Genomic DNA, 26,560 nt, shown 5'->3' on the forward strand with positions numbered 1-26,560 from the left:
CTTAAACAAAATACTAAAAAGCCAGAGCATTTGCTCTGGCTTTTGTTTCTCTTCAATAGATCACTGTTCAAGGTATAACTTTGCGGTTGTTGTTACTTTAATCATTTCATCTTGCAGCTCGAACATTTCAGGCTCAACTTCCTCAAGACTGATCCCTGAGCGCAGTGCTTGTTCAAGCGTCGCACAGAGTGATTTCAGCCTTGGAACGCCACAATATGAACTACTGCCGTGCAGCTTATGGATGACATGAGTTAGGTCGTCACGAGAGATATCTTCTTGCTCCAGTGCTTGGTCAACGACTGCTTCTACTTCAGGGATGAACTCAATCAACATGCGCAGCATATCTTTGGCGAGATCCTCTTTATTCGCGCTCTGTTTCAAGGCTGCTTGCCAATCAATAATCACATCCTGCTGAGGCGAAGAAACGGATTGCGGTACGCTTCCTTCAGGTTCATCAACGTATGAAGGGGCGACTTTGCCAATGCTCTCTGTACAAGCATTTGGGTTCCAGTGAACCAAAACCTGTTGTAGCACATGCTCTTCAATAGGTTTGGTCAAGTAGTCATCCATTCCTGCCGAGAGCAAGCGGTCTCGTTCCCCAGCCATGGCATGCGCCGTTACCGCAATCACTGGCGTGTCTTTATTTAGCTCCAACTCTTTAATGTGCTTACAAGCGGTCACACCATCCATTTGTGGCATTTGGATATCCATGAAGATTAAATCGTACTTTTTCTCTGTCGCCAGGTTCACCGCTTGCTGGCCATTGCTACAGGCGGTGACGGTTTCTACTCGTTCGCGGAGCAGTGCAGAGATCAGCTTCAAGTTTGCAGGGTTGTCATCCACTGCTAGTACAGTCAGAGGTAAACGGTCCCCTTCGCTTGGCGTAATTGGAGCGCTTAATACCGGTGGCGATTCTACATGTTCGCTAATCAGGCTTTGTAGCAACTTACGGCGAGACAATGGCTTCGTCAGGCACTGGACGTGATGCTCTGTCATTATTTGGTCCGCAAGCGCCAATTCGGTACTCGGTGTCCCTAGGAGAACACTCGGAGCCATACGTTTCGCTTGTTCTATCCAAGGTGTAATAACTTCCGCATCGTGAGTCTGGTTGGCCGCTAAATTCAACAATACATAATCATATTGTTCTTCGTTGTTTGGTAGCGAAGAGCGGTAGGTTACTAAAATACCCTCCTGACTTAGAATCTGTTGGGTTACGGATGCGGCTTGCATGTTTGGTTCAATCAGCAGTAACTGCTTCCCAGTCAGAAGTTCCACTTCAATCAGTTCGCTCATTGGCATCTCGGTTGAGTGCAAGCGCACCGTAAACCAGAAGGTTGAACCTTGGTGTAGACGGCTGGTTAAACTGATTTCGCCGCCCATCTGGCTCACCAGTTTCTGAGTGATAACCAGACCAAGGCCAGTACCACCGTAACGACGTGAAATACTGGCATCCGCTTGGCTAAAGGCTTGGAACAACTGCGCTTGCTGACGCTCAGAGATACCAATACCGGTATCACGCACCATGAATTGTAGTTCGACGGAGTCTCCTGATTGAGAGCGCATTTCTACGCTAACATCAATGTTGCCTCGCTCGGTAAACTTGATTGAGTTACCTACTAAGTTCGTCAAAATTTGCTGGATACGTAGTGGATCCCCAACTAAACCTGGTGGAATTTTAGGGTCCACTTTTAGGGTGATTTCTAACCCTTTCTCATGTGCACTTGTGGCTTGTAGGTTAATTACCTCTTCTAAACTTTCTCGGAAATCAAAAGGAATATTTTCCAGCGCCAGCTTACCCGCTTCAAGTTTCGAGAAGTCGAGAATGTCATTGATGATATTCAGCAGGTTGTTCGCCGACTTCTCAATCGTCTGTAGGTAATCCGTTTGGCTGTTAGAAAGCTGCGTTTTAAGCATTTGACGAGTAAAGCCAATCACCCCATTGAGCGGAGTACGCAGCTCGTGCGACATGTTCGCCAAGAACTCTGACTTAACCCTGGCCGCTTCTTGCGCGCGTTTCTTCGCGATATCCAGCTCAACGTTCTGAATTTCTAGCTGCTCAAGCGTTTCACGTAAGTCGGATGTGGCTTGGTCTATACTGTGCTGCATCTCCACGTGATATTCTGATAACGATACCGCCATGGCGTTGATGCCATTTTTTAGCTGGTCTAACTCACCGTGCATTTTGCCTTCGATACGCACATCCAGATGACCACGGCGAATTCGGTCAACGACATTCTTCATGTGGGTGATAGGTTGGGTCACATCGTGCATTAGACGTGAAGCAAACACACTTGCTAAGCCAAGACCGAGAACCAGAACTAAAAAAGCAGAGAAGACTTCTTGATACTGTTGCAGCCTCAAGGAGGAGAGATCTAACTCGACGGCGATGTAACCAATCGCTTTTGTGCCTTGGCTTTCGTTCGACAACTCCGCTAAGTAGTGACCTTCTGACAAAATGGGGACACGCAATATCAGTGAGTTTTCGTAGATTTCCGAATTACCCAGTTGCGGGATCGGTTTATCTTTGGGAAACATCAAGGCTTCAAAATTAGGATGAAAGTTAGAGGTCACAAAGAGCTCATGATGTTCATCAAATACCGCGATACTACGAACCAGTTTGGAGTTTTTGCGGTGCGCGTAGCTTATCAAGCGACGTACCGCCTCACGGCTTTCTGATAGTAGATGAGTTTCACTGGCAATCGCCAGCGGCTCAATAATGCTGTTACCAGTGGTGATAACTTGTTTCTCAAGGTCTTGGTAGCGGTTAAATGAGAAAAAGCCGCTCAGTAATAAACCAATAATGAGAGTGGGAGCGAGAGTTAGTGTAATTACACGTGCTCGTAAGCCATATCTGGTCATGTTATCTAATTACATCGGAGTCTGGATATGGGAAAATAACGCATTATTTCTCAAGCGCACGATAAAGCCTTGAGCAAAGAAGTGACGTCACCGAATAAACGGTAAGCATAATCAAGTCACTCGAATCACACAACGGCTGCAATCAAGAATAGTGAAGCCGAAGAGCAATTACATATAAATCAGGCATAGAGCATGGCACGCATCTTTCAACCGAAAAAGAAAACCCAACTCAATACTCGGCACCAAGCAGTGCAAGTAGAGCGTTTAGATCACCACGGTGCAGGCATTGCTTACCTCAAAAAGAAGCCATTGTTTATTGATGGAGCACTGCCGGGTGAGGAGGTGGTCACTCAATTGGTGGAAGAAAAGAGCAAATACGCTCGCGGTAAGTTGATTAAAATCCTTAAGCCGAGTGAAGCTCGTGTGGAGCCATTTTGCCCACATTATCATGAGTGCGGTGGCTGTGATTTGCAGCATTTAGATTATGACCAACAATTGACGTACAAACAGCAAACGTTGCGTCAGCTAATGCGAAAATTTTCAGGCAGTGATATTGAACTAGATGCCCCGTTATTGGGATATTCGCAGGCCTACCGTCGCCGTGCGAGAGTGAGCTTGTTTGTTGATAAAAAAACACGTCAGCTACATTTTGGTTTCCGTAAAAAGCAGAGTAAGCAAATTGCGCAAGTGACCGATTGCCCAGTGCTGGCACCGGAACTGAATGTTTTGCTGCCAGAGATTTACTCAGCGCTAAAAGCGTTCAAAAAGCCTGAACAATTGGGTCATGTAGAGCTGGTACTTGGTGATAATGGGCCGTGTATTACGCTGCGCCACTTGAGCGCTCTGACAACGAGTGAAACTCAATCTCTAACGGAGTTGGCAAAACGTCATGGCGCATCGTTGTACTTAATGCCATCGACAGAACAATTAGACCTTATCGAAGGCGATATGCCTTTTTATCAAGAAGTTGGAGTGAAAATCCCTTTTGCACCAAATAACTTTATTCAAGTAAACCAAGGTGTAAACCAACAAATGGTCAAACAAGCGGTTGAGTGGTTAGACCCACAAAAGAGTGACCGAGTGTTAGATTTGTTCTGTGGTTTAGGCAACTTTAGTTTACCAGTTGCGAAATTAGCTAAGTACGTGGTTGGAGTAGAGGGTGTTGCAGAGATGGTAGAAAAAGCCACAAACAATGCATCTTTGAACCAAATCAATAACGCGCAATTTTATCACGCTAACCTTGAGCAAGATTTTGAAGGCCAAGCCTGGGCCGCAGAGCGGTTTGATAAAGTATTATTAGACCCAGCACGCGCGGGAGCGAGTGGGATCATCGATCAAGTTTCTGAGCTTGGCGCACAGCGTGTAGTTTATGTTTCTTGTAATCCTGCTACCCTTGCTAGGGATAGTCAAAGCTTGATAGAGCAAGGCTATAAATTAACGAAATTAGGTATGCTGGACATGTTCCCTCATACCAGTCATCTAGAATCGATGGCATTGTTTGAAAAGTCCTAACTTTAGGACTTTGACCCCTTATTTGTGGTGGGTGGTCATAAAGCCAGCGTGTACGCGCGGTAAAAAGAACTAACCTGGACGGTGTTAGTCAAACCACACGAATATAATAATTAGGATGATGAGATGGTTGCGGTAAGAAGCGCGCATTTAAACCAAGATGAACAGTTTGAACTCGAAAACTGGGTGGCTAGCCTAGGACAAGAGAAAAACACAGCCTCACGCTTAATCGAAGTATATCGAGATTGCCAGACAGTATTAGCTGATAACGAGCAAGCAGAACTGTTGTTGTGGCGTGGACGAGAAATGATCGAAATTTTGATCACCTTGTCTATGGATCAAGCCACTTTAGTGGCTGCTCAACTGTTTCCTTTGGTTTCAAGTGGTGCTTTTAACAGAGAAATTCTGGAAGAGAAATACAGCAAAGAAATCATAAAATTAATCGACGGCGTTGAAGAAATGGCTGCTATTGGCCAACTCAACGTCAACATGGAAGGCAGTGCAGCGTCATCTCAGGTAGATAACGTACGCCGCATGCTGCTTGCCATGGTGGATGACTTCCGCTGCGTGGTTATCAAGCTTGCGGAGCGAATTTGTAACCTTATTGAAGTTAAAAAAGCGCCTGATGAAGTTCGACGTGCGGCGGCAAAAGAGTGTGCCAACATCTATGCGCCGCTAGCAAACCGATTAGGCATCGGTCAGCTGAAATGGGAAATTGAAGATTACGCTTTCCGCTACCAACAACCGGAAACTTACAAACAAATTGCCAAACAGCTTTCTGAGCGACGCATCGTTCGTGAACAGTACATCAAAGACTTTGTTGAAGACCTCACGCACGAAATGGAAGTGTCGGGCATCAATGCCGAAGTGAGTGGTCGACCTAAGCACATCTACAGCATTTGGCGAAAAATGCAGAAGAAGAGTTTGGCATTCGATGAGCTGTTTGATGTTCGAGCAGTACGTATCATCGCAGACAAACTGCAAGACTGTTACGCGGCTTTGGGTGTAGTTCACACCAAATACAAGCACCTACCGAGCGAGTTTGATGACTACGTTGCTAACCCTAAACCAAACGGTTATCAATCGATCCATACAGTAATTCTAGGGCCAGAAGGCAAAACCATCGAGATCCAGATTCGTACCAAGCAAATGCATGAAGAGTCGGAACTGGGTGTTGCAGCGCACTGGAAATATAAAGAAGGGGCAAGCAGCCGAAGCGGTTATGATGAGAAGATCACGTGGCTGCGTAAGCTACTGGATTGGCAAGAAGAAATGTCTGACTCTGGCGAAATGCTCGATGAGTTACGTAGCCAAGTCTTTGATGACCGTGTTTATGCCTTTACACCACGTGGTGATGTTGTCGATTTGCCAATGGGGGCAACGCCGCTAGATTTTGCCTATCACATTCACTCCGAAGTGGGACACCGTTGTATCGGTGCCAAAGTCGGAGGTCGTATTGTGCCGTTCACGCATAAATTACATATGGGTGACCAAGTCGAGATTATCACTCAGAAAGAACCTAACCCATCACGTGACTGGTTAAACCCATCATTAGGCTTCGTTCATTCTGGTCGTGCGCGTGCCAAAATTAACGCCTGGTTCCGAAAACAAAGCCGTGAGAAGAACCTTGAAGCAGGTCGTGAAATCCTTGAGCATGAGTTAGCCAAAATTGGCGCAACGTTAAAAGATGCAGAGCATTACGCCCTCAAGCGGTTTAACGTCAAAACACCAGATGAATTGTATGTTGGTGTAGGTAGCGGTGATTTGCGTATCAACCAAATAATTAACCATATCAACGCGTTAGTTAACAAGCCAACGGCAGAGGAAGAAGATCAGCAAGCACTGGAAAAACTGCAAGAAGCTGAGCATAAATCACCCGCGCAAAGCCGACCGAAAAAAGACGCAGTTGTAGTAGAAGGCGTCGATAACCTAATGACACATCTAGCACGTTGCTGTCAACCAATTCCAGGTGACGATATCTCTGGTTACATAACGCAAGGTCGTGGGATTTCAGTACACCGTAGTGACTGTGAACAGCTAGAAGAACTGCGCCATCATGCGCCAGAGCGCATCATCGATACAGTCTGGGGCAGCGGCTTTGTGGGGTCATACATCCTCACCGTGCGTGTTGAAGCGATGGAGCGAGGTGGTCTACTCAAAGACATTACGACACTGTTCGCCAACGAAAAGATCAAAGTGACCAGTATGAAGAACCGAGTCGACTACAGACGTCAACTTGCCATCATGGACTTTGACCTAGAAGTCACCAATATTGAGGTGCTTTCGCGGGTTTCGAAACGTGTGGAACAGATCAAGGATGTCATGACGGTGAAACGCCTCGGCTAAAACTCTCGTCATAGTTATCGTTGTAGCGTTGTTGACTGCACGCACTCGCTCCATCACATGGTGAACCATGTGATGGAGTCTCGTTTGTTTGTCGCCTAGCTACAACTTCAACTATTTACAGAGTTACACTTGCGTCATATTTGGCTTTTTATCTGCGTTAGCTGCACTTATTCCGACGCGCCGGCTCAGGGGCATCACATAGACGAGCTATGCTCAGGAGTCGCGAAAATTTGTTGCCTTGTCAAAGTAACAATTACTTAGTGAAAGCTGCTGAGAAAATATAATGTAGAAGGTGAGTGGTTTTGGCTGCTCACCTTTTTCTTTAATAGAAAGGTTTAAAGGAACAAAAAATGAGTCATCCAATTGAACAGTTAGAACAAATCATGGCGAAGCTGCGTGACCCAGAAAATGGTTGCCCTTGGGACTTAAAACAAACCTTTGACACCATCGTTCCGCATACTATAGAAGAAACCTACGAAGTGGTGGACGCGATTCAAAATCGAGATTGGCCCAATCTAAAAGAAGAGCTAGGGGATTTGTTGTTTCAGGTGATTTTTTACAGTCAACTAGCGAAAGAGCAAGAGCTGTTTGACTTTTCGGATGTCGTCGAAACCGTGAACGAAAAACTGACTCGTCGCCACCCGCACGTTTTTTCAGATGTTGAGTTTGAATCTGACGAGGAAATTAACGCGAACTGGGAAGCGGAAAAAGCAAAAGAAAAAGCCCTAGTAGGCAAAGCGGAAGAAAGTATCCTAGACTCAATACCAAACTCTTTACCTGCACTTTCTCGTGCTACAAAAATTCAGAAAAAATGTGCAAAATTTGGGTTTGATTGGGATTCACTTGGCCCGGTTGTCGATAAAGTACGAGAAGAAATTGACGAAGTCATGGAAGAGGCACTGCAAGTTCAGCCCGATGAAGAGAAAGTTGAGTTGGAGCTCGGTGATTTGCTATTTGCGACTGTCAATTTGGCTCGCCACCTTGATAAAAACCCAGAAGTCGCGCTAGGAAAAGCAAACGTAAAGTTTGCGCGACGTTTTAAACAAGTTGAAGGCAAGGTCCAGCAGTCAGGCAAAGTACTTACAGATTGTTCTTTATCAGAACTTGACCATTTTTGGGATGAAGTAAAACAAGAAGAATCGAGGCAGAGGTAAACTGGCAGAATACATAATATAAGGTCAGCTTGTTTGGTTACACGAAAACGGACTTTGGTTTGTCTTTGCTCACTTTGATTTGAAGCAAAAAATAAAAAATTACGGTGTGATAGATTTCACGTTGTGGCGGTAAGGAGCTTCTGGTATATTTATCTCCCGTCCAGAAGCACTCCATTTCCCTCATTCAACCAATTTCAGGTTAAACATGACGACAAATTACATTTTTGTTACTGGCGGGGTTGTATCCTCTCTAGGTAAAGGTATTGCAGCAGCATCTCTTGCGGCTATTCTAGAAGCTCGTGGTCTTAAAGTGACTATGATGAAGCTTGACCCTTACATCAACGTTGACCCGGGCACAATGAGCCCTACTCAGCACGGTGAAGTGTTCGTTACAGAAGATGGCGCAGAGACTGACCTTGACCTTGGTCACTACGAGCGTTTTATCCGTACCAAGATGACCAAGCGTAACAACTTCACTGCAGGTCGTGTTTATGCCGACGTACTTCGTAAAGAACGTCGTGGTGACTACCTAGGCGCAACTATTCAAGTTATCCCTCATATCACTAACGCAATCAAAGATCGCGTTATTGCAGGTTCTGAAGGCCATGATGTGGCTATCGTTGAAGTTGGCGGTACTGTTGGTGATATCGAATCACTACCATTTATGGAAGCGATTCGTCAGCTAGCTGTTGAGCTAGGCCGTGAGCGCGCAATGTTCATGCACCTAACACTTGTTCCTTACCTAGCGGCAGCGGGCGAAGTGAAAACTAAGCCGACGCAACACTCTGTAAAAGAACTTCTATCTATCGGTATTCAGCCAGATATCCTAGTTTGCCGTAGCGATCGCGTTATTCCTGCGAATGAGCGTAAAAAAATCGCACTGTTCTGTAATGTTCCAGAAAAAGCAGTAATTTCAATGAAGGATGTAGACTCTATCTACAAGATCCCTCAGTTGATTAAATCTCAAGGTCTAGATGACCTTGTGTGTGCTCGCTTTGGTATTACTGCTCCGGAAGCAGACCTTTCTGAATGGGAACAGGTTATCTACGAAGAAGCAAATCCTACTGGTGAAGTAACCATCGGTATGGTTGGTAAATACATTGAATTACCAGATGCATACAAATCTGTGAACGAAGCGCTTAAACACGCTGGCTTGAAAAACCGCCTAAGCGTCACAATTAAGTATGTAGACTCACAAGATATCGAAACAAAAGGCGTTGAACTTCTAGAAGGTTTGGACGCAATCCTAGTACCAGGTGGCTTCGGCGATCGTGGTATTGAAGGCAAGATCCGTGCGGCTCAATATGCACGTGAAAATAACGTGCCTTACCTGGGTATTTGTTTGGGTATGCAAGTTGCACTAATCGAATACGCGCGTAACGTTGCGGGTATGGAAGGTGCACATTCAACAGAATTTGACAAAGAGACTAAGTACCCTGTGGTAGGTTTGATCACAGAGTGGGTAGACGAATCAGGTAGCGTAGAAGAGCGTACTGAAAAGTCTGACCTAGGCGGTACGATGCGTCTTGGTTCACAGCTGTGTCACCTAGAGAAAGGGACTAAAGCTCGTGAACTGTACGGTAGCGCGACGATCCATGAACGTCACCGTCACCGTTACGAAGTGAATAACGTGCTTCGTCCGCAAATCGAAAAAGCAGGCCTAAAAGTATCAGGTCTATCTGCGGACAAGAAGTTAGTGGAAATGATTGAGAACCCAGCTCACCCATGGTTTGTAGCGGCTCAGTTCCACCCAGAATTCACCTCGACTCCTCGCGATGGACATCCATTGTTTGCAGGTTTTGTTAAGGCTGCGGGCCAAAACGCACGCGGCGAATTCGAGAAGTAAAAGGATACGGGCGGCGGCGAAGGTTGTGCTGCTGCCCTTTAAGATTGACATTTATATTTGAAACGAGAGGAAACATTAATGTCTAAGATCGTTAAAGTTCTAGGTCGTGAAATCATCGACTCACGTGGTAACCCAACTGTAGAAGCTGAAGTACACCTAGAAGGCGGTTTCGTAGGTATGGCGGCAGCTCCATCTGGCGCATCTACTGGTTCTCGCGAAGCTCTTGAGCTACGTGACGGTGACAAAGCACGTTTCCTAGGTAAAGGTGTTCTTAAAGCAGTTGAAGCTGTAAACGGCCCAATCGCTGAAGCTCTAGTTGGCAAAGACGCTAAAGACCAAGCTGCAATCGACGCAGTAATGATCGAACTAGACGGCACTGAAAACAAATCTAAATTCGGTGCTAACGCTATCCTAGCTGTTTCTCTAGCAAACGCTAAAGCTGCTGCTGCTGCGAAAGGCATGCCTCTATACGAGCACATCGCTGAGCTAAACGGCACTGCAGGTCAGTTCTCTATGCCTCTACCAATGATGAACATCATCAACGGTGGTGAGCACGCAGACAACAACGTTGACATCCAAGAGTTCATGATCCAACCAGTTGGCGCTAAGACTCTTAAAGAAGGTCTACGTATCGGTGCAGAAGTATTCCACAACCTAGCTAAAGTTCTTAAGTCTAAAGGCTACAGCACTGCAGTTGGTGATGAAGGTGGTTTCGCTCCTAACCTTAAATCTAACGCTGAAGCTCTAGAAGTTATCGCAGAAGCTGTTGCAGCTGCTGGTTACGAACTAGGTAAAGACGTTACTCTAGCTATGGACTGTGCTGCATCTGAGTTCTTCGACAAAGAAGCTGGCATCTACAACATGAAAGGCGAAGGTAAAACTTTCACTTCTGAAGAGTTCAACCACTACCTAGCTGAGCTAGCTAACCAATTCCCAATCGTTTCTATCGAAGACGGTCTAGACGAGTCTGACTGGGATGGCTTCAAGCACCAAACAGAACTACTAGGTGACAAGCTTCAACTAGTAGGTGACGATCTATTCGTTACTAACACTAAGATCCTTGCTGAAGGTATCGAGAAAGGCGTAGCTAACTCTATCCTTATCAAGTTCAACCAAATCGGTTCTCTAACTGAGACTCTAGCTGCAATCAAGATGGCTAAAGACGCAGGTTACACAGCAGTAATCTCTCACCGTTCTGGCGAAACTGAAGATGCAACTATCGCTGACCTAGCGGTAGGTACAGCAGCAGGTCAAATCAAAACTGGTTCTATGAGCCGTTCTGACCGTGTTGCTAAGTACAACCAGCTAATCCGTATCGAGGAAGCACTAGGTGATCGCGCTCCTTTCAACGGTCTTAAAGAAGTTAAAGGTCAAGCTTAATTCTTAATTGAATTAACCGCTTAACTTAAAGCTTTTGAAACACCCTGCTTTGGCGGGGTGTTTTTGTATCTGACATATGAGAACAGGCTTTGCTTTTTGATGTCTTTCGCTTACGTTCATTTGTGATTCCATAGAACGAGGAAGGAGAGAGTAGAGAAGTCTCTTTGTTTCATTTTGCTGCTTATTTCTTGTAAGGAGCGTGTGAGTCTCCCTTTCTCCCCTAGAGGCAACCTCGCATTTATGCTATATATGTCTCCTTATCTAATTCCTTCCGGTACAGAATGTTAGCAGCGATATGCGAATCTTTGTTATAGCCCTTACGCTACTGTTTGGCTTGCTTCAATACACTCTATGGTTTGGTAAAAACGGAGTGTCTGACTACTACACAGTAAAAGATGAAATTGAAGTTCAGCAACAAGTGAACAGCAAGCTACAAGCTCGCAACAATGAAATGTTCGCTGAGATTGATGACTTAAGGCAAGGTCTTGATGCGATTGAAGAACGTGCGCGTCATGAGCTCGGTTTAGTTAAAGATGGCGAGACTTTTTACCGCATTATAGGTGAGGAAAACCATTAAAATGTTGGATATGAACTCATCGCATATCGCAATTGTGCCAGCTGCTGGTGTAGGGAGCAGAATGAAGGCAGATCGCCCTAAGCAATATTTATTGATCGAAGGTAAAGCGGTACTGGAACATACCGTAGAGAAACTGCTTTCTCACCCAAATATTTCTAAGGTTGTCGTTGCCGTTACTGACGGCGACCCATATTACCCAGAATTGTCCATTGCTAAGCACCCAGATGTGATTCGTGTAGCTGGTGGTAAAGAAAGAGCAGACTCTGTGTTATCAGGGCTAAACTATGTCAATGAGCATCTGGAAAGCGAGTGGGTATTAGTCCACGACGCTGCGAGGCCATGTGTATTAACATCCGACATTGACCGTTTGATTGATGTTTGCTGCGCCCACTCAACGGGTGGCATTCTCGCATCTCCTGTGAGAGATACAATGAAGCGAGCAAACGCAGTACAAGATATCGATCATACGGTAGATAGAGAAGCATTGTGGCATGCACTTACTCCACAAATGTTTAAAACTCAGCAGCTTACTCAAGCACTGGCTGACGCATTAGAACAGGGTGTAACCATTACCGATGAAGCCTCGGCTTTGGAATGGTTAGGCGAGAAGCCAGCCTTAGTTCAAGGGAATGCGAACAATATAAAAATCACTCAGCCAGAAGATCTCGCGTTAGCCGAGTTTTATCTAAGCCGTGAGCGCGGCGAATAAAGAAAGGATAGAAAATGATTCGAATTGGTCATGGTTTCGATGTACATAAATTCGGTGGTGAAGGCCCAGTCATTATTGGTGGTGTAGCAATCCCTTATGAGCAAGGTTTGATTGCACACTCAGACGGCGATGTAGCGTTGCATGCGTTAACGGATGCTCTGCTGGGCGCGATTGCTGCCGGCGATATTGGTCGTCATTTCCCAGATACGGATGATAAATGGAAAGGCGCAAACAGTCGTGAATTACTGAAAGACGTTTACCGTCGAGTCAAAGAGCAAGGCTACCGTCTTGGCAATGCTGATGTAACCATCATGGCACAAGCGCCTAAAATGGCACCACACATTGACGCAATGTGTGCGGCAATTGCCGAAGACCTAGAAACCGACATTAGTAACATCAACGTAAAAGCGACGACGACAGAACGTCTCGGTTTTACTGGACGCAAAGAAGGCATTGCAACGGAAGCCGTTGTACTTCTGTTTAAGCAATAACTAGCAATTTGCTCCCCTAAGCTGTGATATCAGCGGAAACACATCATGTCAGACATTTTATCTTCATTGGCTTACCTAACGGGTAAGCCAGTTGCATCGGCAAAAATTAAAGCGCAGCCAGAGCATTTTCAGGTTCGCGAAGATTTAGGTTTTGCCTTTACGGGCGAAGGCGAGCACTTAATGGTTCGTATCCGTAAAAAGGGCGAGAACACCAGCTTCGTTGCTAACGAGTTAGCAAAAGCCTGTGGTGTTAAGTCGAAAGACGTTAGCTGGGCGGGTCTTAAAGACCGTCATGCGGTGACGGAACAGTGGTTAAGTGTCCATTTACCAAAAGGTGAAACGCCAGATTTTTCAGCGTTTTTGTCTCAATACCCAAGTATCGAAATCCTTGCAACAGATCGTCACAATAAAAAACTGCGTCCTGGTGACCTAGTAGGGAACGAGTTCGTGGTTACTTTGTCTGAAGTGACAGATATAGCGGATGTAGAGCAACGTCTTGAAAAAGTGAAACAAGTTGGCGTGCCAAACTACTTTGGTAGTCAGCGTTTTGGTAACGATGGTAACAACCTTGAAGAAGCACGTCGATGGGGACGCGAAAACGTTCGTACCCGCAATCAAAACAAGCGCAGCATGTATTTATCAGCGGCTCGTTCGTGGATTTTCAACCGCATCGTTTCAGCTCGTCTAGAGAATGGTGTGTTTGATAAGTTCATTGATGGTGACATTGCACAGACGAATTCTGGCACTCAGTTGATTGATGCAAACAACATCACTGATTTGCAAGTACAATTTGCACAAGGTGAAGCGGCAATTACCGCTGCGCTTGCTGGCGATAATGCACTGCCTACTCAAGCCGAGGCTCTGGCATTAGAGCAACCGTTTTTAGACGAAGAGCCTGACCTCATGGCGCTGATTCGTGGTAATCGCATGCGCCACGATCGTCGCGATATTGCGCTGAAGCCAAAAGATTTAGCTTGGACGGTTGAAGGTAACAACATTACGCTGACTTTCTCACTGGATGCGGGATCTTTTGCGACCTCTATTGTTCGTGAGTTAGTTAATGAGGTTGAAGTAGAAAGAGAATACTAATGGAACAGGATTCACGAAACCCGAAGCCCTTAAGGGTCTTAATCAGCAATGATGATGGTGTTCATGCTCAAGGGATTCATGCCCTCGCTGATGAGTTGAGAGATATCGCTGAAGTGACCATTGTCGCACCTGATCGAAATCGTTCAGGTGCTTCGAATTCACTCACATTAGAACAACCATTACGCGTGACTGAAATTGCCCCAAATATCTACTCAGTGCAAGGCACGCCCACGGATTGTGTGCATTTCGCGCTGAATGAGCTAATGAAAGATGATTTGCCTGATCTTGTTCTGTCAGGAATCAACCATGGCGCTAATTTGGGTGATGATGTTCTTTATTCTGGAACAGTAGCAGCCGCCATGGAAGGTCATTTCCTTGGCGTTCAGTCGGTGGCTTTTTCTCTAGTGGGTAAGCGACATTTCGAATCCGCCGCTAAAATTGCACGTCAAATTGTACAACAGCATTTAGCGTCGCCGATTCCAACGAATCGTCTACTGAACGTAAACGTGCCTGACTTACCATCAGAGAATTTAGGTGAAATTGAAGTTACGCGTTTAGGTGCACGTCATCACGCAGAGAATATGATCAAGCAGAAAGATCCGAGAGGCCATGACATTTATTGGTTAGGCCCACCAGGAAAGGAGCAAGATGCAGGAGAGGGCACGGACTTTTATGCAATTGAGCATGGCCGAGTTTCAATGACGCCTCTGCAAGTTGATCTCACCGCTCACGAGTCGCTGCGTGCTATGGATAGTTGGTTAAAGGAAGAGAAGTAATGAGTAACCCACATGCTGACAGGTTGATAGCGTTTCTTATCTCCAGTGGCATCAAAGACCAAAGAGTTCTGGATGCTATCCAACGCTTGCCACGAGAAAGCTTTGTTTCTCAAGCGATGATGCACCAAGCCTATGATAACAATGCGTTACCAATTGGTCAGGGACAAACTATTTCTCAGCCTTATATCGTTGCTCGTATGACCGAGTTGCTTGAGCTAGAACCGGCGAGTCGTGTTCTGGAAATCGGAACGGGATCGGGTTATCAAACCGCGGTACTGGCGCAAATTGTTGATCATGTATACTCCGTTGAGCGAATTAAATCGTTGCAATGGGAAGCAAAGCGTCGCCTGAAGCAATTGGATATCTACAATGTTTCAACTAAGCATGCTGATGGGTGGCAGGGCTGGGAAGCGCGAGGTCCTTTCGATGCTATTATTGTTACCGCTGCCGCTGAAGTGATTCCCCAAGCTCTTCTCTCACAATTAAGAGATGGCGGCAAAATGGTCATTCCTGTTGGAGATACGGAACAACAGTTATTAAAAATAGAGCGTAAGGGAGACGAATATCTCTCTACCGTTGTAGAAATGGTTCGGTTCGTACCTCTGGTTGCGGGTGATTTAGCTTAAGGGTTAGGGATAGGTGAATAAGTTACTACGTCATATTGGTATTAGCTTTGTGTTTGCTGCAGGACTAGTTGGTTGTGCAGCGCATTCCCCTGCACCTGTCTCTAGCCTAAAAAAAGACTATTCAAGCCTTGAAAGAGGGAGTTACAGAGGGAGTTATTATGAGGTAAAAAAAGGCGATACACTTTACTTCATAGCTTATGTCACAGATAAAGATGTAAATGATCTTGTTCGTTACAATGAGTTAACTCAGCCTTACACTATCTACCCAGGACAGAGGCTAAAACTTTGGGCTCCGAAATATGTCGCCCCTAAATATGGTCAAAAAGTTGAACCCGTTGTGGCTCCTGTTGTTACGACACCCCCAGCTCCAGTGACGAAAACATCAACAGCCTCTAAACCCAAACCTTCGAGTAAAAACTCTAGTCAAAAACCTACAGAGACTAAGCCTAAAGTCGTACAAAAACAGCCTCCAAAGAAGGTTGAACAATCGAAAACAAAGGAGTATGTTGGTTCAAAAGATAACCAAAAAGTGAAGCAAAAAGCGCCAACTACCACAGCAAAGAGTGATAAAGTCTCAAAGTGGTTGTGGCCAACAAAAGGGATAGTAATCAAGAACTTTTCGGCGGGAGAACAGGGAAATAAAGGTATCGACATCGCAGGACAGCGTGGTCAACCTATCGTTTCAACCGCAGCCGGCACAGTCGTTTATTCAGGCAATGCGCTACGAGGTTATGGCAACTTAATTATAGTAAAGCATAACGACAATTATTTAAGCGCATACGCACATAATGACAAACTGCTGGTCACAGAAGGACAAAGCGTAAAAAGCGGACAAAAAATCGCCACCATGGGTAGTTCAGGTGCAAAGTCGGTCAAACTACACTTTGAAATTCGCTATCAAGGTAAATCAGTGAATCCAAAACGCTATTTGCCTTAAAACTTTGAAAAACAACTTGCGACATCATTTAGCGACATATTGAGTTGTCATGTCTTGCTAACTCGCCAGGGGGAGGCGTTATGAGTATCAGCAACACAGTAACCAAAGTTGAAGAGTTTGCATTTGACAATGCGTCAGTGAAGACCATTGATAACGAACTCGAAAGATCATCATCCACAGAAAGCAAAGCGACTGCGCGTGAAGAATTTGACGCGAGCAGTAAAAGCTTAGATGCAACTCAGTTGTATTTGGGCGAAATTGGCTTCTCACCTTTACTTACTGCCGAAGAAGAAGTGCTTTACGCAAGACGCGCCCTACGTGGCGACGAAGCGGCACGCAAACGTATGATCGAAAGTAACCTACGTTTGGTTGTTAAGATTTCTCGTCGATACAGTAACCGTGGTCTAGCACTACTTGATCTGATTGAAGAAGGTAACCTCGGCTTGATCCGAGCGGTCGAAAAATTCGACCCAGAACGTGGTTTCCGTTTCTCTACTTACGCAACGTGGTGGATCCGACAAACGATAGAGCGAGCGTTGATGAACCAAACTCGCACGATCCGTCTACCTATCCATGTAGTGAAAGAGCTGAACATTTATCTGCGTACTGCGCGTGAACTTTCTCAAAAGCTCGATCACGAACCGACCGCAGAGGAAATTGCTGCTCAATTAGATATTCCAGTCGAAGACGTAAGCAAAATGTTACGCCTTAATGAGCGTATTAGCTCTGTCGACACGCCAATCGGTGGTGACGGTGAGAAAGCGCTGCTGGATATTATTCCTGATGCAAACAACTCTGATCCAGAAGTTTCGACTCAAGATGACGACATCAAATCATCGTTGATTCATTGGTTAGAAGAGTTGAATCCGAAACAGAAAGAAGTGCTTGCACGACGCTTCGGCCTACTAGGCTATGAGCCTTCGACGCTGGAAGAAGTTGGTCGAGAGATTGGTCTGACACGTGAGCGAGTACGTCAAATACAAGTGGAAGGTTTACGTCGTCTTCGTGAAGTCCTAATCAAACAAGGTTTGAATATGGAAAACTTGTTTAACGTAGAAGACGATTAAATAATCCGTATTTCACTAGATACACAAAAGGCTATGGTTCCCCATAGCCTTTTTTCTTTTTTGCTCCTTGGTGTGAGTCTATTTACAGCATCCTTTTCAAGCGATACAGCTCTTCAAGAGCTTGGCGTGGCGTTAAGTCGTCAGGATCAATACCTGACAGAGCTTGTTCGACCTCGCTAGGCTCTGGAATCAGGCTCAACTGGTTAGCCACATCTACTGCACTTGGACGCGGTGTGTCACTGTTTTGCCCCAGTTGCTCTAGCTGAGATAGCTTGTTACGCGCATTTTTGATGACCGTTTTTGGTACGCCAGCTAAGCCCGCAACAGCCAAGCCGTAAGACTTACTTGCCGCACCTTCTTGAACTGCGTGCATAAAGGCAATGCTGTCTCCATGTTCTACGGCATCCAAGTGAACGTTCGCTAAGCTTGGCAGTTGGTTCGGTAACTCTGTTAATTCGAAGTAGTGAGTTGCAAATAGGGTCATCGCACCAATTTGTGTTGCGAGCCATTCCGCACTTGCCCAAGCTAAAGAGAGACCGTCGTAAGTACTAGTACCGCGTCCGATTTCATCCATTAGCACCAAACTGTTCTTAGTTGCGTTGTGAAGAATATTGGCTGTTTCGGTCATTTCTACCATGAAGGTCGAGCGGCCAGATGCAAGATCATCTGACGCACCAATACGAGTAAATATACGATCTAAAGAACCAATCTGTGCGGATTCTGCCGGTACATAAGAGCCGATATGTGCCATCAATGCAATCAGCGCAGTTTGACGCATGTAGGTTGATTTACCACCCATGTTTGGACCGGTGATGATCAACATCTTACGGGCTGGGTTAAGCTCAATTGGGTTCGCGATGAACGGCTCTGTTGTTACTTGTTCTACGACTGGATGACGACCAGCTTGAATGTGAATTCCTGCGTCTTTCACAAGCGTTGGGCGGCAGTAATCTAACGAATCTGCACGCTCTGCTAGGTTTTGTAATACATCCAGTTGAGACAGGGCAGAAGCTAGGTTTTGCAGCTTCTCAAGGTTTGGCATCAATAGATCAAACAGTTCTTCCCACAACTGTTTCTCAAGTGCTAACGCTTTAGATTTCGAGTTAAGTACTTTGTCTTCGTGTTCCTTAAGCTCTGGGATGATGTAGCGTTCAGCGTTTTTGAGTGTTTGGCGACGTACATAATGCGGTGGAACCAAATGGCTCTGGCCACGGCTTACTTGGATAAAGAAGCCATGAACGTTGTTGTAGCCTACTTTAAGCGTATCGATACCGTGTCGTTCACGCTCATCTCGCTCAAGCTGCTCAAGATATTCTGTTGCACCGTCTGCCAATTTTCGCCATTCATCGAGCTCCGCATTGTAGCCTTCAGCGATGACGCCACCATCACGAATAACAACCGGCGGATTTTCTTTAATCGCGCGCTCTAACAGGTCACATACTTCGTCAATCGGAGCTGCATACTTCGCCAATTTCGTTAGGTACGGATGGGTCAAAGAAGCGGTGACAGATTCTAGCTCTGGTAGCTGTTGCATGGCATTGCGAAGTCTAGCCATATCGCGAGGGCGAGCAGAGCGTAATGCAAGGCGCGCTAAGATACGTTCAATATCACCAATTTGCTTTAACGTTGGTTGAAGATCAGCAAACAGAGCTTGTTCTTTAATCTCACCAATCGCATCAAGGCGATTGTTTAACGTTTCAATGCAACGCATAGGCTGATGCAACCAACGCTTCAGCATTCGGCTGCCCATCGGAGTTGCACAATGGTCGAGTACTGCAGCGAGCGTGTTATCGGTTCCGCCTGCTAGATTTTGAGTAATTTCCAGATTACGTCGGGTAGCAGCATCAAGGATGACGGATTGATCCTGATGATCAAACGTTAAAGAGCGAATATGAGGTAAAGCCGTACGTTGAGTATCTTTTACGTACTGGATCAAACAACCAGCAGCACATAACCCTAAGGACGCATGTTCTACACCAAAACCAACCAGATCTTTTGTGCCAAATTGTTGATTGAGTTGTTGCTTAGCCGTATCAAGCTCAAACTCCCAGACTGGGCGACGACGGTTACCATTGCGGCTCGCCATTAAATGTACAGGTTCAAAATCTTCTGGGAACAGTAGCTCACGTGGTGCGGTACGTTGAAGCTCGGCTGTCATCGCTTCTTCAGTTTCTGGTTCTGTCAGTTGGAAGCGACCAGAGGTGACATCCAGCGTCGCATAACCGAACTTACCGTTGTGATGGTAAATTGCTGCGATTAAGTTATCGACACGCTCAGAAAGCAGCGCCTCATCCGTCACTGTACCTGGTGTCACGATACGCACAACTTTACGTTCTACTGGGCCCTTGCTGGTGGCCGGATCGCCAATCTGTTCACAGATCGCCACAGACTCACCAAGCTGAACAAGTTTTGCCAGGTAGCCCTCTACGGCGTGAAATGGCACACCCGCCATTGGGATAGGTTCACCTGCAGACGCACCACGTTTGGTCAATGAAATATCAAGAAGCTGAGAAGCTCGCTTGGCATCATCGTAAAAGAGTTCGTAGAAATCGCCCATGCGGTAGAACAGCAAAATCTCTGGGTTCTCAGCTTTTAGCTTGAGGTATTGCTGCATCATCGGAGTGTGTTTTTGTTCAGCTTTCACAGGTAAGTTCTTTTGTTTATTTCCGTAGCGGCTTAGGATACGTGAATCCCTATCAAGTAAAAAGAGACAAAGGGCATTTTGGCTATGGAAAAAACAACAAAATTGAGTGCCGATTTAGGCGCATTATTGGCTAAACACGGGCATCTTTTAACGACCGCAGAATCATGCACTGGTGGTGGTGTTGCAACCGCCATTACTGACATTGCTGGTAGTTCAGCGTGGCTTGACCGTGCGTTTGTCACCTACAGTAATGAAGCGAAAATGGAGATGCTTGGTGTGCAAGCTTCAACGTTAGAAGCGCATGGTGCAGTGAGTGAGCCAGTTGTGATTGAAATGGTGCAGGGTGCAATTAAAAACTCCAATGCGACCATCGGTGTGTCCATCAGTGGTATTGCAGGGCCGGGTGGTGGCAGTGAAGAGAAACCAGTCGGCATGGTCTGCTTTGCTTTTGCTGATAACCAAAGTTGGCAGCAAGTCGAAACCATGCATTTTACTGGTGACCGTGCAGAAGTTCGCAAAAAAGCGGTCGAGCATGCGCTGACTCAATTGTATCAACATCTACTCTAGAATTTCTTAAATTGTTTTAGCCCAGCATTGATAAGGGCTAGAGCAAATCACGACTTTAGGTCAGCCAAATTTTTTTCATACAGGTATGGACACTGTATGAATCAACAGTATAATAACTTTCATTGCTGAGCAGTTCTTCTGCTTAAGAAAAATGAATTACTATTCGTCGCCCAAAGAAGATGAATAAATCGGAGAAAGTAATGGACGAGAACAAACAGAAAGCGCTCGCCGCTGCGCTAGGTCAAATTGAAAAGCAATTCGGTAAAGGCTCTATCATGCGCCTTGGTGATAACCGCGCAATGGACGTAGAAACCATCTCAACGGGTTCTCTTTCTCTTGATATCGCTTTGGGTGCTGGTGGTCTACCAATGGGTCGTATCGTAGAAATCTACGGCCCAGAATCTTCAGGTAAAACAACATTAACCCTTGAGCTTATTGCTGCTGCGCAACGTGAAGGCAAAACGTGTGCGTTTATCGATGCAGAGCACGCTCTAGATCCTGTATACGCGAAGAAACTTGGCGTAGATATCGATGCATTGCTGGTTTCTCAGCCAGACACAGGTGAGCAAGCGCTAGAGATCTGTGACGCACTTGCACGTTCTGGTGCTATCGATGTTATGGTTGTCGACTCTGTTGCAGCGCTAACACCGAAAGCAGAAATCGAAGGCGAAATGGGCGATAGCCACATGGGTCTGCAAGCACGTATGCTTTCTCAAGCAATGCGTAAGCTAACGGGTAACCTAAAGCAGTCTAACTGTATGTGTATCTTCATCAACCAAATCCGTATGAAGATTGGTGTGATGTTTGGTAACCCAGAAACAACAACAGGTGGTAACGCACTTAAGTTCTACGCTTCTGTTCGTCTAGATATCCGTCGTACTGGCGCAATCAAAGAAGGTGACGAAGTCGTAGGTAACGAAACGCGCATCAAAGTTGTTAAGAATAAGATTGCAGCACCATTTAAAGAAGCAAACACACAAATCATGTACGGCCAAGGCTTTAACCGCGAAGGTGAACTTGTCGATCTAGGTGTGAAGCACAAGTTAGTTGAAAAAGCCGGTGCTTGGTATAGCTACAATGGCGATAAGATTGGTCAAGGTAAAGCGAATGCGTGTAACTACCTGCGTGAGCATCCTGAAGTGGCTAAAACTATCGATACAAAACTGCGTGAAATGTTGCTAGCGCCAGCACTTGCGGAAGCGCCTGAAGCTGGTGAAGCGCCAGAGCAAGCTGAAGAGTTTTAATCTCTCATAGATTAATAAATGACAAAGCCCTGCAATGCGGGGCTTTGTTGTATCTATTGAAATCAAAAATCGAATTATCACAAAGGCCATTGAGAGCCTGTACAGCAAAAATACTTTTAGGATCATCATGTACCAAAAACGCCAGGCGCCAACATTATCGAGCAAAGAGGCAGCTATCCAATTGCTTAGCCGTCGCGATCATGGTCAGTATGAGCTTTACCAAAAATTATCGATGAAGGGCTATGAAGAATCAGACATCGACATCGCAATTAATTTTTGCCTAGACCATAACTATTTAGATGATTTACGTTACGCGAAGAGTCAAATTAGACAGCATGTATACAAAGGACATGGAGAGCGTCGAATTCGTCAAGAGTTAAACCAGAAGCGTGTTGCGGAATCGGTGATTGAGCAAGCTATGGCTGAAGAGCCGCAAGATTGGTTTGAACTGGCTAAACAGGCGGCAGAAAAGAAATTCAAAGGTATTAAAGCCAAAGACCAAAAAGAGTACGCAAAACAAGTTCGTTTTCTGCAATATCGTGGCTACAGTTTTGACCAAATCAGCTACGCGCTGAGCTTTGAGGACGAAGATTAACGGTCAGTCGTTCGCACTGATTTTTGTTTTGCTTCAAATTTTTTCTCCTACTCCCTCTTTTCCTCAAGAAAACTAGTCTCAGCTGTTTGCATGATCTACAATACGGCAAAATTCTAACTCGACTATTTTCAGGAAGAGCTGCATGTACATGAGCACTGATGAGGTTCGTAACGCGTTCCTCAAGTTCTTTGAGAGCAAAGGACACCAAATCGTAGAAAGTTCATCGTTAGTTCCACATAACGACCCAACCCTGCTGTTCACAAACGCAGGTATGAACCAATTTAAAGATTGTTTCTTAGGCTTAGAAAAACGAGCCTACACTCGAGCGACTACGGCTCAGCGTTGCGTACGTGCAGGTGGTAAACATAACGACCTAGAAAATGTTGGCTTCACTGCTCGTCACCACACATTCTTTGAAATGTTAGGCAACTTCAGCTTTGGCGATTACTTCAAAGAAGATGCGATCTCCTTTGCTTGGGAATTCCTAACCGAAGTTCTTAAACTGCCAGCGGATCGTTTATTGGTAACTGTTTACGAAACCGATGACGAAGCGTTTGACATCTGGAACAAGAAAGTTGGCGTGCCCGCTGATCGTATTGTTCGCATTGGTGATAAAGAAGGCGGCAAGCCGTATGAGTCTGATAACTTCTGGCAAATGGGCGACACTGGCCCTTGTGGTCCATGTACTGAAATCTTCTACGATCACGGTGAGCACATCTGGGGTGGCCGTCCTGGCACGCCTGAAGAAGATGGTGACCGTTTCATCGAGATCTGGAACAACGTATTCATGCAGTTCAACCGTCACGCAGACGGCACTATGGAACCGCTACCAAAACCATCGGTAGATACTGGTATGGGTATCGAGCGTATCTCTGCAATCATGCAGGGCGTTCACTCAAACTACGAAATCGATGTGTTCCAAGCTCTTATCAAAGCAGCAGCAGAAGTGATCGGTTACGAAGACCTATCAAACCAATCACTACGCGTTATCGCTGACCACATCCGTTCATGTTCATTCCTGATCGTGGATGGCGTTATGCCTTCAAACGAAGGTCGTGGTTACGTATTACGCCGTATCATCCGTCGTGCAGTTCGTCACGGTAACAAGCTGGGCGCACAAGGTGCATTCTTCCACAAGTTGGTTGGCGTTCTAGCTGACATCATGGGTACGGCTGGTGAAGAGCTGAAGCGTCAACAAGCTGTGGTTGAAAAAGTACTGCGTATCGAAGAAGAAAACTTTGGTCGTACACTTGAGCGCGGTATGGCGATTCTAAACGAAGCACTAGATAACCTAGACGGTAAAGTACTGGACGGCGAAACCGTATTTAAACTTTACGATACTTACGGCTTCCCAGCTGACTTAACTAACGACGTAGCACGTGAGCGTGAATTCGCAATCGACGAAGAAGGTTTCGAGAAAGCGATGGAAGAGCAGCGTCAACGTGCGCGTGAAGCGGGTAACTTTGGTACTGACTACAACGCAGCAATCAAAGTTGATACGCAAACAGAATTCTGTGGTTACACAGCTACTAAAGGCTCTAGCTCTGTAGCTGCGATGTTCGTTGAAGGCAACGAAGTAGATTCACTATCTGCGGGCGACAAAGCAATCATCGTACTTGGTGAAACGCCATTCTACGCAGAGTCAGGCGGTCAGTGTGGTGACGCTGGTGAAATCCGTACTGAGTCTGGTGTATTCCACGTTGAGGACACTCAAAAACTAGGTAACGCAATCGCGCACCACGGTGTAATGGCAGAAGGCGTTCTAGCGAAAGGTGATGAAGTAGCAACTATCGTTGACGCAGAGCGTCGCGCAGCTATCTCTCTAAACCACTCAGCAACGCACTTGCTACACGCAGCACTACGCCAAGTTTTAGGTGAGCACGTAACGCAGAAAGGCTCATTGGTGAAGGCAGACAACCTACGTTTCGACTTCTCGCATCTAGAAGCCGTAACTGCAGCAGAACTGAAAGAAGTTGAGCGTCTAGTTAACGCGCAAATTCGTCGCAACCACACGATTGAAACCAACGTGATGGACATTGAGTCAGCTAAGAAGAAAGGCGCAATGGCTCTATTCGGCGAGAAGTACGATGACGAAGTACGCGTACTGTCTATGGGTGACTTCTCGACAGAGCTTTGCGGTGGTATTCACGCATCAAGCACAGGTGATATTGGCCTATTCAAAATCACTTCAGAAAGCGGCATTGCTGCAGGTATTCGACGTATTGAGGCGGTAACAGGCGAGGCTGCATTAGACGCGATTGAAGCTCAAAACGCGAAGTATGAAGAGAAACTGGCAGAATCTGCACAGAAAGCAAAAGCGCTAGAGAAAGAAGTGCAGAAGCTAAAAGATAAGATGGCGGCAGCAGAAAGCGCTAACATCATGGGCAAAGCGGTTGAAGTCAATGGTACAAAAGTTCTAGTCGCAGCTCTTGAAGGCGCTGACAGCAAGAACCTACGTACTATGGTTGATGACATCAAGAACCAAATGGGGTCTGGTGTCGTACTGCTTGCTAACGTAACAGGTGACAAGGTTGGCCTGATTGCTGGTGTGACTAAAGATCTAACTGGTAAAGTAAAAGCTGGTGATCTAGTTAAGATGATTGCTGAGCAAGTCGGTGGTAAGGGCGGTGGTCGTCCTGACATGGCTCAAGCTGGTGGTACTGATGTAGCCGCACTACCAGAGGCAATTAAAACAGTTCAGCCTTGGTTAGAAGAGCGCTTATAAGCTTTTAACTACTAAAATTACGCTCAATCAAGTTTCTTTGATTGAGCGTAATTTTTTTTAGCAGCCAAGTGGTTTAATTGACCAAAAGTTAACCGAGTCATTTAGGCTATTTGGTTTTTGTTGTAACTACTGCTTATATAATTTTTCTAAAAGGAAATACTGACGATGTAAGCAGTTCTAAAGAGACTTCGGTCTTGGGAAGGTGAAGACTGGTGAAAAAGCCCCTTATCGTGCAAAAGTTTGGCGGAACCTCAGTGGGTTCAATTGAAAGAATCCACCAAGTTGCTGAACACATCATTAAGGCGAAAAATGATGGCAATCAAGTTGTTGTTGTCGTGTCTGCAATGTCAGGCGAAACAAACAGACTGATGGACCTCGCTAAACAGATAGATAGCGTGCCTACAGCTCGAGAACTTGATGTTTTGCTCTCTGCTGGTGAGCAAGTGTCAATGGCACTGTTAGCAATGACACTCAATAAATTGGGTCATGCTGCACGCTCGCTTACCGGAGCACAGGCGAATATTGTGACGGATAATCAACACAATGACGCAACGATTAAACACATTGATACTAAGACAATTCTGGGATTGCTTGAGCAAGACCAAATCGTGATTGTTGCAGGCTTTCAAGGTGTGAATGAGAACGGGGATATCACCACATTAGGTCGAGGTGGCTCAGATACGAGCGCAGTGGCACTGGCAGGCGCATTGCGCGCTGATGAGTGTCAAATCTTTACCGACGTTGATGGTATTTATACTTGTGACCCACGTGTAGTGAAAAACGCGCGAAAATTGGCGGTTATCGATTTTCCTTCCATGGAAGCGATGGCAAGCCGAGGCGCGAAAGTATTACATTTACCTTCAGTGCAATTTGCATGGAAGAATAATGTGCCACTGCGCGTGCTTTCGACATTTGATGTTAATGAAGGCAGTCTGGTAAAGGGGGAGTTAGGCAATCAAGCCGTCTCTGGTATAGCCATTCAACGTGACCTTGCCATAATCGAAGTCGATAAAGAACATTTATCTAGTGCTACAAAACAATGTCAGATGTTGGGTATCGACATTTGGAATGTGATCGAGGAAACAGAACGGGCAGGTATCATGATAAAACAAGATGCATGTGCCAAGTTCGATCTGGTGTTCAGCGACAAAATCCGTAATAGTGAAGTGGTAAGCCTGTTGACCGCAGTGGGGCTTGAGGCCAATGGAATGGTAGAGCACGCATGCGATTTGTTGGCAAAGCGAGATATTGAGATCAATTTCAGCGCAACGAATGCACTCACTATGATGCTAGTTTTAGCACCCGAATGTGTGGATACAGCAGCAAACATTCTGCATGATGCTTACATTACGTCTAGTGAAGCATTAAACATTCAACAAAAACATGCCTTTTTAGGCTGATTTTCGCTAACAAGGTAGT

20 protein-coding genes are annotated in these 26,560 nt (G+C 45.7%); 18 read left to right on the forward strand and 2 right to left on the reverse strand.

Going from position 1 to position 26,560, the window contains the following annotated elements; translation table 11 throughout:
* Positions 1 to 60: 60 nt before the first annotated feature.
* Positions 61 to 2,859, reverse strand: a complete 2,799-nt coding sequence (gene barA, locus J4N40_RS02930) for a two-component sensor histidine kinase BarA (RefSeq protein ID WP_213972541.1) — start codon at positions 2,857 to 2,859, stop codon at positions 61 to 63.
* A 192-nt stretch (positions 2,860 to 3,051) separates the two neighbouring features.
* Between barA and rlmD the strand changes: the two genes are divergently transcribed.
* The 13 genes from rlmD to rpoS all read left to right on the forward strand — a co-directional run bounded on the left by rlmD (position 3,052) and on the right by rpoS (position 17,366).
* Positions 3,052 to 4,371 (forward strand): 23S rRNA (uracil(1939)-C(5))-methyltransferase RlmD, encoded by a 1,320-nt coding sequence (rlmD, locus tag J4N40_RS02935; RefSeq protein ID WP_025768846.1) that lies wholly within the window; start codon positions 3,052 to 3,054, stop codon positions 4,369 to 4,371.
* Between the two features lie 123 nt (positions 4,372 to 4,494).
* The gene (gene relA, locus J4N40_RS02940; protein WP_005380915.1) at positions 4,495 to 6,714 is read left to right on the forward strand and encodes a GTP diphosphokinase; all 2,220 of its coding nucleotides are present in this window, start codon (positions 4,495 to 4,497) and stop codon (positions 6,712 to 6,714) included.
* A gap of 350 nt (positions 6,715 to 7,064) precedes the next feature.
* On the forward strand, positions 7,065 to 7,868 hold the full coding sequence (gene mazG / locus J4N40_RS02945; protein ID WP_005383780.1) for a nucleoside triphosphate pyrophosphohydrolase: 804 nt from the start codon (positions 7,065 to 7,067) through the stop codon (positions 7,866 to 7,868).
* Between the two features lie 205 nt (positions 7,869 to 8,073).
* Positions 8,074 to 9,714 carry a CTP synthase gene (gene pyrG / locus J4N40_RS02950; protein WP_065274849.1) on the forward strand — a complete coding sequence of 547 codons (1,641 nt, stop codon included), beginning with the start codon at positions 8,074 to 8,076 and terminating at the stop codon, positions 9,712 to 9,714.
* A 78-nt stretch (positions 9,715 to 9,792) separates the two neighbouring features.
* Positions 9,793 to 11,094: a phosphopyruvate hydratase gene (eno, locus tag J4N40_RS02955; RefSeq protein WP_005380909.1), complete on the forward strand. Its 1,302-nt coding sequence runs from the start codon at positions 9,793 to 9,795 to the stop codon at positions 11,092 to 11,094.
* 295 nt (positions 11,095 to 11,389) lie between these two features.
* Positions 11,390 to 11,671, forward strand: a complete 282-nt coding sequence (gene ftsB / locus J4N40_RS02960) for a cell division protein FtsB (protein ID WP_005380907.1) — start codon at positions 11,390 to 11,392, stop codon at positions 11,669 to 11,671.
* Between the two features lies 1 nt (position 11,672).
* Entirely contained in the window at positions 11,673 to 12,380 is a 708-nt protein-coding gene (gene ispD, locus J4N40_RS02965; protein WP_017633548.1) for a 2-C-methyl-D-erythritol 4-phosphate cytidylyltransferase, read from the forward strand.
* A gap of 14 nt (positions 12,381 to 12,394) precedes the next feature.
* A complete protein-coding gene (gene ispF / locus J4N40_RS02970) occupies positions 12,395 to 12,871 on the forward strand; it encodes a 2-C-methyl-D-erythritol 2,4-cyclodiphosphate synthase (protein WP_005380896.1) in 477 nt (158 codons plus the stop codon).
* A 45-nt stretch (positions 12,872 to 12,916) separates the two neighbouring features.
* Complete coding sequence (gene truD / locus J4N40_RS02975; protein WP_017633547.1) at positions 12,917 to 13,960, forward strand: tRNA pseudouridine(13) synthase TruD; 1,044 nt, start codon at positions 12,917 to 12,919, stop codon at positions 13,958 to 13,960.
* Positions 13,960 to 14,736 carry a 5'/3'-nucleotidase SurE gene (gene surE, locus J4N40_RS02980; RefSeq protein WP_005380894.1) on the forward strand — a complete coding sequence of 259 codons (777 nt, stop codon included), beginning with the start codon at positions 13,960 to 13,962 and terminating at the stop codon, positions 14,734 to 14,736. The genes truD and surE overlap by 1 nt, the downstream gene beginning before the upstream one ends.
* Positions 14,736 to 15,362: a protein-L-isoaspartate(D-aspartate) O-methyltransferase gene (locus tag J4N40_RS02985; RefSeq protein WP_005380892.1), complete on the forward strand. Its 627-nt coding sequence runs from the start codon at positions 14,736 to 14,738 to the stop codon at positions 15,360 to 15,362. The genes surE and J4N40_RS02985 overlap by 1 nt, the downstream gene beginning before the upstream one ends.
* Positions 15,363 to 15,375: 13 nt before the next feature.
* Positions 15,376 to 16,299 (forward strand): peptidoglycan DD-metalloendopeptidase family protein, encoded by a 924-nt coding sequence (locus J4N40_RS02990; RefSeq protein ID WP_250654365.1) that lies wholly within the window; start codon positions 15,376 to 15,378, stop codon positions 16,297 to 16,299.
* 80 nt (positions 16,300 to 16,379) lie between these two features.
* Positions 16,380 to 17,366, forward strand: coding sequence for an RNA polymerase sigma factor RpoS (gene rpoS / locus J4N40_RS02995; protein WP_005380887.1), 987 nt, complete (start codon positions 16,380 to 16,382; stop codon positions 17,364 to 17,366).
* A gap of 82 nt (positions 17,367 to 17,448) precedes the next feature.
* On the opposite strand, the gene mutS is transcribed toward rpoS, so the two are convergent.
* A complete protein-coding gene (gene mutS / locus J4N40_RS03000; RefSeq protein ID WP_064354301.1) occupies positions 17,449 to 20,010 on the reverse strand; it encodes a DNA mismatch repair protein MutS in 2,562 nt (853 codons plus the stop codon).
* An 84-nt stretch (positions 20,011 to 20,094) separates the two neighbouring features.
* On the opposite strand from mutS, the gene pncC reads away from it, so the two are divergent.
* The 5 genes from pncC (at position 20,095) to J4N40_RS03025 (ending at position 26,541) form a co-directional block, all read left to right on the forward strand.
* Positions 20,095 to 20,577, forward strand: a complete 483-nt coding sequence (gene pncC / locus J4N40_RS03005) for a nicotinamide-nucleotide amidase (protein WP_017633544.1) — start codon at positions 20,095 to 20,097, stop codon at positions 20,575 to 20,577.
* Between the two features lie 200 nt (positions 20,578 to 20,777).
* The gene (recA, locus tag J4N40_RS03010) at positions 20,778 to 21,821 is read left to right on the forward strand and encodes a recombinase RecA (protein WP_005380874.1); all 1,044 of its coding nucleotides are present in this window, start codon (positions 20,778 to 20,780) and stop codon (positions 21,819 to 21,821) included.
* A 127-nt stretch (positions 21,822 to 21,948) separates the two neighbouring features.
* On the forward strand, positions 21,949 to 22,416 hold the full coding sequence (gene recX, locus J4N40_RS03015; protein WP_017633543.1) for a recombination regulator RecX: 468 nt from the start codon (positions 21,949 to 21,951) through the stop codon (positions 22,414 to 22,416).
* Positions 22,417 to 22,558: 142 nt separating this feature from the next.
* Entirely contained in the window at positions 22,559 to 25,141 is a 2,583-nt protein-coding gene (alaS, locus tag J4N40_RS03020) for an alanine--tRNA ligase (RefSeq protein WP_005383801.1), read from the forward strand.
* A gap of 212 nt (positions 25,142 to 25,353) precedes the next feature.
* A complete protein-coding gene (locus tag J4N40_RS03025) occupies positions 25,354 to 26,541 on the forward strand; it encodes an aspartate kinase (RefSeq protein ID WP_005383803.1) in 1,188 nt (395 codons plus the stop codon).
* Positions 26,542 to 26,560 lie beyond the last annotated feature (19 nt).

This window comes from Vibrio sp. SCSIO 43097, from assembly GCF_023650755.1.
In the GTDB taxonomy this organism is placed as follows: Bacteria; Pseudomonadota; Gammaproteobacteria; order Enterobacterales; family Vibrionaceae; genus Vibrio; species Vibrio alginolyticus.

Bases quoted from the DNA above. Each gene is read 5' to 3' on its own strand.
- J4N40_RS02985 (WP_005380892.1), top strand. From the start codon at position 14,736: ATGAGTAACCCACATGCTGACAGGTTGATAGCGTTTCTTATCTCCAGT.
- rpoS (WP_005380887.1), top strand. From the start codon at position 16,380: ATGAGTATCAGCAACACAGTAACCAAAGTTGAAGAGTTTGCATTTGAC.
- alaS (WP_005383801.1), top strand. From the start codon at position 22,559: ATGTACATGAGCACTGATGAGGTTCGTAACGCGTTCCTCAAGTTCTTT.
- pncC (WP_017633544.1), top strand. From the start codon at position 20,095: ATGGAAAAAACAACAAAATTGAGTGCCGATTTAGGCGCATTATTGGCT.
- recA (WP_005380874.1), top strand. From the start codon at position 20,778: ATGGACGAGAACAAACAGAAAGCGCTCGCCGCTGCGCTAGGTCAAATT.
- mazG (WP_005383780.1), top strand. From the start codon at position 7,065: ATGAGTCATCCAATTGAACAGTTAGAACAAATCATGGCGAAGCTGCGT.
- pyrG (WP_065274849.1), top strand. From the start codon at position 8,074: ATGACGACAAATTACATTTTTGTTACTGGCGGGGTTGTATCCTCTCTA.
- eno (WP_005380909.1), top strand. From the start codon at position 9,793: ATGTCTAAGATCGTTAAAGTTCTAGGTCGTGAAATCATCGACTCACGT.
- barA (WP_213972541.1), bottom strand. From the start codon at position 2,859: ATGACCAGATATGGCTTACGAGCACGTGTAATTACACTAACTCTCGCT.
- surE (WP_005380894.1), top strand. From the start codon at position 13,960: ATGGAACAGGATTCACGAAACCCGAAGCCCTTAAGGGTCTTAATCAGC.
- ispF (WP_005380896.1), top strand. From the start codon at position 12,395: ATGATTCGAATTGGTCATGGTTTCGATGTACATAAATTCGGTGGTGAA.
- recX (WP_017633543.1), top strand. From the start codon at position 21,949: ATGTACCAAAAACGCCAGGCGCCAACATTATCGAGCAAAGAGGCAGCT.
- ftsB (WP_005380907.1), top strand. From the start codon at position 11,390: ATGCGAATCTTTGTTATAGCCCTTACGCTACTGTTTGGCTTGCTTCAA.
- ispD (WP_017633548.1), top strand. From the start codon at position 11,673: ATGTTGGATATGAACTCATCGCATATCGCAATTGTGCCAGCTGCTGGT.
- relA (WP_005380915.1), top strand. From the start codon at position 4,495: ATGGTTGCGGTAAGAAGCGCGCATTTAAACCAAGATGAACAGTTTGAA.
- rlmD (WP_025768846.1), top strand. From the start codon at position 3,052: ATGGCACGCATCTTTCAACCGAAAAAGAAAACCCAACTCAATACTCGG.
- truD (WP_017633547.1), top strand. From the start codon at position 12,917: ATGTCAGACATTTTATCTTCATTGGCTTACCTAACGGGTAAGCCAGTT.